We start from the raw sequence: 5,165 nt of genomic DNA, 5'->3' as shown, positions 1-5,165 counted from the left end.
TTTAATATGCCATAATTTAAAAATCATTTCAACAATAATGATATTAATTTTTATTAAGTTGTGATAATAATTAAATTTTTATATTATTTTATTATAATTTATACAATACAATCTTAAAAATATCATTTTTCTATAAACAAAACTGCCTTTCAACAGTTTTAGATTTATATTGAAAATATTAATTTACACAACTCTCTACATCTATAAATTAACTAATTTAATCTCATTATCCCCATCTTTTATCATTAAAATCAATACTGTCTAATCCTTTTGTTTAAAAATAAATACATATTGTCAAACAATGTTTTATCTTTTTAATCAACAAATTTAGATAACTATTTCCAAATTAGTACGTTCATTTTGAAAATCAAGATCATATTTGCCAAGAATACAGTAGACTAGCTCTATGCTATCTAAACGTTTTTTCATTTTTACTATCATATTTTTTATCAGTTTTATATTAATAAATCTTGATAAAATGCCAGCAACCTAATGTTTTTTCTTTATTCGTGCCATATTCTAAAAGCTGATGATACATATCACTTTAAATAATCATTTAATCTTAAATATTTTCTTTTAGATATTTTAATCCTACTTTAAATCTTTACTTTGGCTAATTCTTATATCATACTTTTTCTCATTTATTATTCTTTTTTAAGATTTTACTAATAAATAAACATCAACTTAATTTATTATAGCATTAATTGTAATAATATAGAAAAATCTCTAATCCATAATATAAAAGTTATCGTAAAATAATGGAAAACGTGTATAATAAATGATGTATTATTTGAGGAGGTTTAATATGTTATTTGAACAAATTGATTCTGAATTACTATCTTTAGCTAAAGAATCTGATCTTGTTTTGCAAGATATTTATAAAAATATTGATACGATTTGTTTAACCAATTCCAATCGTATCTTATCAGCTTTTATTGAAAATCGAGTTTCTTATTCTGATTTCAGTGATATTAACGGTTATGGAAATTATGATGAAGGTCGCGATAAACTGGAAAGAATTTTTGCTACTGTTCTTGGCTGTGAGGATGCCCTGGTTCGTCCACAAATTATGAGTGGCACTAATGCTTTATATTTAACCCTTTCAGCATTGTTGAAACATGGTGATACTATGATTTCCTTGTCTGGTGCGCCTTATGATTCATTGCAGGAAATGATTGGTTTAAGTGGTGATTCAAGTCAGTCATTAAAGGCAAACGGTGTTAAATATGAACAAATTGAATTAATTGATGATGATTTTGATGATGAAACAATTATTGAACGATTAAAAGAAAATAATGTTAAACTAGTTGAAATTCAAAGATCCCGTGGTTATTCACATCGTAAATCCCTTTCTATTGCTAAAATTGAACGAATTATTTCTAAAATTAGAGAAGTAGACAAAGATGTAATTATCATGGTAGATAATTGTTATGGTGAGTTAGTGGAAACAAAAGAACCGGGACATATTGGTGCTGATGTTGTCGTTGGTTCGTTAATGAAAAATCTTGGTGGCGGGATTGCTCCAACAGGCGGATATGTTGCGGGAAAAAAAGAACTAATTTATATGGTTGCTGAACGGTTAACAGCTCCAGGAATTGGCAAAGAGTTAGGAGCAAATTTTAATTTAAATAATACATTTTTTAAAGGAATATTTATGGCCCCTAATGCTGTAAAAAACGCATTAAAAACAGCAGTATTTACAGCATATATGCTAGAAAAATTAGGTTATATAAATGTATCGCCAAGATATGATGAACCGCGCACTGATATTATTCAAACTCTAGAATTAAAGACTAAAGATAATTTAGTAAGCTTTACTCAAGGCATCCAGCAAACTAGTCCAATTGATTCATTTGTCCGTGTCATGCCAGCACCAATGCCTGGTTATCCCTTTGATGAAGTTATGGCTGCTGGAAGTTTTACCCAGGGAAGTACCATTGAATTAAGTGCTGATGCTCCAGTAATTGAGCCATATACTTTATATCTACAAGGTGGATTAACTTTTGAATATGGAAAACTATCTATTTTACTAGCATTATCAAATCTGAAAAGGAAGTTGTCTTAACAACTTCCTTTTTGTCCACCATCAATACGAATAACAGTATTGTTGATAAAATTAGCTTCATCACTAATTAAAAACTTAACTAAATAAGCAACTTCTTTAGGATCCCCATAGCGATTAACCATGATCTTTTCAATCTCTTCTTGCAAAAATTGTTCATCATAACCATCTAATTCGTTTTCAGTACCAATAAAACCTGGAGCTATACAATTAACATTTATATATGGGGCATATTCAAATGCCAGATTATGCGTCAACGAAATTAAAGCAGCTTTAGAAGCATCATAATCTATACACATTGGATAATAAGTATTAATACCATTGGTTGAAGAAATATTAATAATTCTTCCATACTCTTTTTCTAACATCCGTCGATAAACTCGTTTACTACAGTTAAAAGCACCAACTACATTTACATCTAATGTTTTTCTAAACTCGTTTGCATTTTTTAAATGAAATAAATTTGATAAATCAATAGCAGCATTATTTACTAAAATATCAACGCCACCTAATTTATCTTCAATTAAAGAAATCATCTTATCTACTTCATCTTCCTTAGAAACATCTGCCTGAATAGCAAGACACCGTACCCCATATTTTTCAATAATTATCTTTTTCAATGTATTAGCATCTTGTTTAGATGTCAAATAATTTACTACAATATCATAGCCATGTTTTGCCAGTTCTAAAGCAATTGCTTTTCCAATTCCTCTAGCCCCACCAGTAATTAAAACAACTTTCTTCATCATTTTAAAAAAGAGCTTAATTAAGCTCTTCCTGCGTATTTTCCATCCATGGTAAAGACAACAATTTTTTCTCCAGGTTCAATAAATTGAGGAACTCGAAGAGATAATCCAGTATCTGTAACAGCATCTTTTGTTTGGTTTGATGGTGCTCCTTTGATTGCTGGATCAGTTTCTACAACTGTTAATTCTACTTTTTCTGGAACGGATACTGATAATAACATTCCTTCAAAAAACATTAATGAAACTTCTGATCCTTCAATAATGTAATATTTAGTATCCCCTACTTGATCCTCTTCTAATTCATACATATCGTATGTTTCTTGATCCATAAAATAATAAGTAGAATCTACTTTGTATGAATATTGTGCTACTTTTCTTGAAATATTTGCTTGATCAAACTTAATTGATGCATTGAAGTTACGTTCTTGAATTGCATTTGTTTTTAAGTTTCTCATTTTTGTTTTTAAGATAGCAGCCCCTTTTCCTGGTTTTACATGTTGGAAATCTAATACTTGACAAGGATCACCGTCAACAATTAAAGTTAATCCTGTTTTAAAATCACCTGCTGAAATAGCCATATTTTTCACTCCTCATTTTGTTTATTTTCTACACGCTTTATTTTATCAATTTTAGCTTAAATCCTCAAGACTCATCAAGATATTTGTGTTAGTTTTTCATTGTTATGTGCTTGAATATATTTAGTCCATTTAATATATCCATAGGTTGTATTAGTAAAATAACCTAATTTTAAAACTAACAATACATATTGTCCAGAAATTATATTGATGATTGCTTCTAATAAAGCACAAATATACCAGGCAATCCATTGTTCTCTAAGTCTAAAGAAAATAAATAACCCATTAGCAATCCCCACCGCTGATGCACAAGCATCAATATAGATAATCGCTGTTTCTAATATTTCATTATTGTAAAAATCAGTTGCTATATCTAAACCACTAATAAAATATCCAATTACAAAAGTCCAAACAATGATTCCGGCAATAACCAAAACTTCTTGATAACCCTTTAATTTTCTAACTACCGTTAATTCATTTTCCTCGTCATCTTTATGTTTTGACCAGTTAATGTAACTAATAATATCAATTGGCAGCCAGAAGAATAATGTTGTTGCCATAGTGGCAAAACGATACATCAAGACAATGCACATTACAATTTCTACAATTTCTACTAAAACAGAAACAAGGAAATTGTATCGTGATTGTTTGGAAATCAGTAACTCACAAAGAATATTTAAGAAAGTGTCTAATAAATACAATAACATGATAATAATTCCATTTACCCCGTTAGCACTTTCTTCTGGGAAAATTACTGAGATAATGGTAGCCAATACCATAATTGAAACAAACCATGATTTTTCATACGTTGTAAACAATTTAGAAAAAACCATCATGATCAAAATTGATATCATCAAAATAAATGAAGCAATTCCAAAGTTAAATAATGATGTTAATTCATTAGCTCTTACTTGGCGATAAGAATACTGTAATTGAGCATCACTAATTTCCTGGTGATCAAAATACAATTTAGTACCATTATCAGTTTCATATTCATAAGCAGTAATTGTTTGGGTATCTAAGTTTTCATATTCTTCATACGAATAAGATACTACTAACTGTTTATCACCGTTTTTATAAGTAACATCACAAACAGTATTATCCTCACTATAATCCTCCAACTCTTTATCCCTGGTCATTTCAATACTTTGGATAAACTGTGTTTTATCAATATGCAAATTAATTTCAAACAGTCCATAGCCAATTGATACAATTGAAGCAATACATAATATAATTGAAATACCGGCTTCAATCATTCGTAACCTTTTTCTTGATTCCATGTTTCTTTTTAAAATTTTTATCATATCAAACCCTCTTCCTAATAAAATGCATTTTTAATGCGCCTAGATATTATAAACCATTTTTGACAAATATGATATATTTTTTATTAGTTTCGCTCTATTACCCATTTAAATTTAATCCTTTCATAGTAAATATCTAATATCTCTTTTATCTCATGAAAAAATATTATAAAATACAAGTTGAGATGATTAAATGAATATTTTATTATTTGGTGTTGAAAATGTAGGAAAAAATCTATCGGAAAACAATTAGCGCAATTATTAAACTATGAATTTTATGATTTAAGTCAAAAAATAAAAAAAGAATCTAATCAAACATTAGAAAATTATTATAATTCATTTGTCGATGACTACAAATATCATAGTGCTAAAATCAAATTACTAAATTCATTAATAAAAAAATCTGTCAATTCAATCATTGCTGTATCGCCAATAAATTATCAGGAACTTTTAACTCCCTATATAAACAATGAAAATATCT

Annotated in this window: 5 protein-coding genes; 2 read left to right on the top strand and 3 right to left on the bottom strand. The window is 28.3% G+C overall.

The window, feature by feature from the left end; genetic code table 11:
• The first annotated feature begins 805 nt into the window (after positions 1 to 805).
• Positions 806 to 2,065 carry a methionine gamma-lyase family protein gene (locus J7M77_RS07215; protein ID WP_296877162.1) on the top strand — a complete coding sequence of 420 codons (1,260 nt, stop codon included), beginning with the start codon at positions 806 to 808 and terminating at the stop codon, positions 2,063 to 2,065.
• On the opposite strand, the gene J7M77_RS07210 is transcribed toward J7M77_RS07215, so the two are convergent.
• From J7M77_RS07210 to pnuC, 3 genes are all read right to left on the bottom strand, one after another.
• Positions 2,062 to 2,808 carry an SDR family NAD(P)-dependent oxidoreductase gene (locus tag J7M77_RS07210; RefSeq protein WP_367236905.1) on the bottom strand — a complete coding sequence of 249 codons (747 nt, stop codon included), beginning with the start codon at positions 2,806 to 2,808 and terminating at the stop codon, positions 2,062 to 2,064. The two genes, J7M77_RS07215 and J7M77_RS07210, sit on opposite strands and share 4 nt — an antisense overlap.
• A 20-nt stretch (positions 2,809 to 2,828) precedes the next feature.
• Positions 2,829 to 3,386 (bottom strand): elongation factor P, encoded by a 558-nt coding sequence (efp, locus tag J7M77_RS07205; RefSeq protein WP_296877160.1) that lies wholly within the window; start codon positions 3,384 to 3,386, stop codon positions 2,829 to 2,831.
• A 74-nt stretch (positions 3,387 to 3,460) separates the two neighbouring features.
• The gene (gene pnuC / locus J7M77_RS07200; RefSeq protein WP_296877159.1) at positions 3,461 to 4,687 is read right to left on the bottom strand and encodes a nicotinamide riboside transporter PnuC; all 1,227 of its coding nucleotides are present in this window, start codon (positions 4,685 to 4,687) and stop codon (positions 3,461 to 3,463) included.
• A 234-nt stretch (positions 4,688 to 4,921) separates the two neighbouring features.
• On the opposite strand from pnuC, the gene J7M77_RS16870 reads away from it, so the two are divergent.
• Positions 4,922 to 5,165 (top strand): hypothetical protein (locus J7M77_RS16870; protein WP_367236904.1); only part of this gene is annotated, 244 nt, incomplete at its 3' end.

The sequence above is a fragment of the Thomasclavelia sp. genome, from assembly GCF_017889095.1.
Taxonomy (GTDB): domain Bacteria; phylum Bacillota_I; class Bacilli_A; order Erysipelotrichales; family Coprobacillaceae; genus Thomasclavelia.
This window is presented reverse-complemented; position numbering and strand designations above follow the sequence as displayed.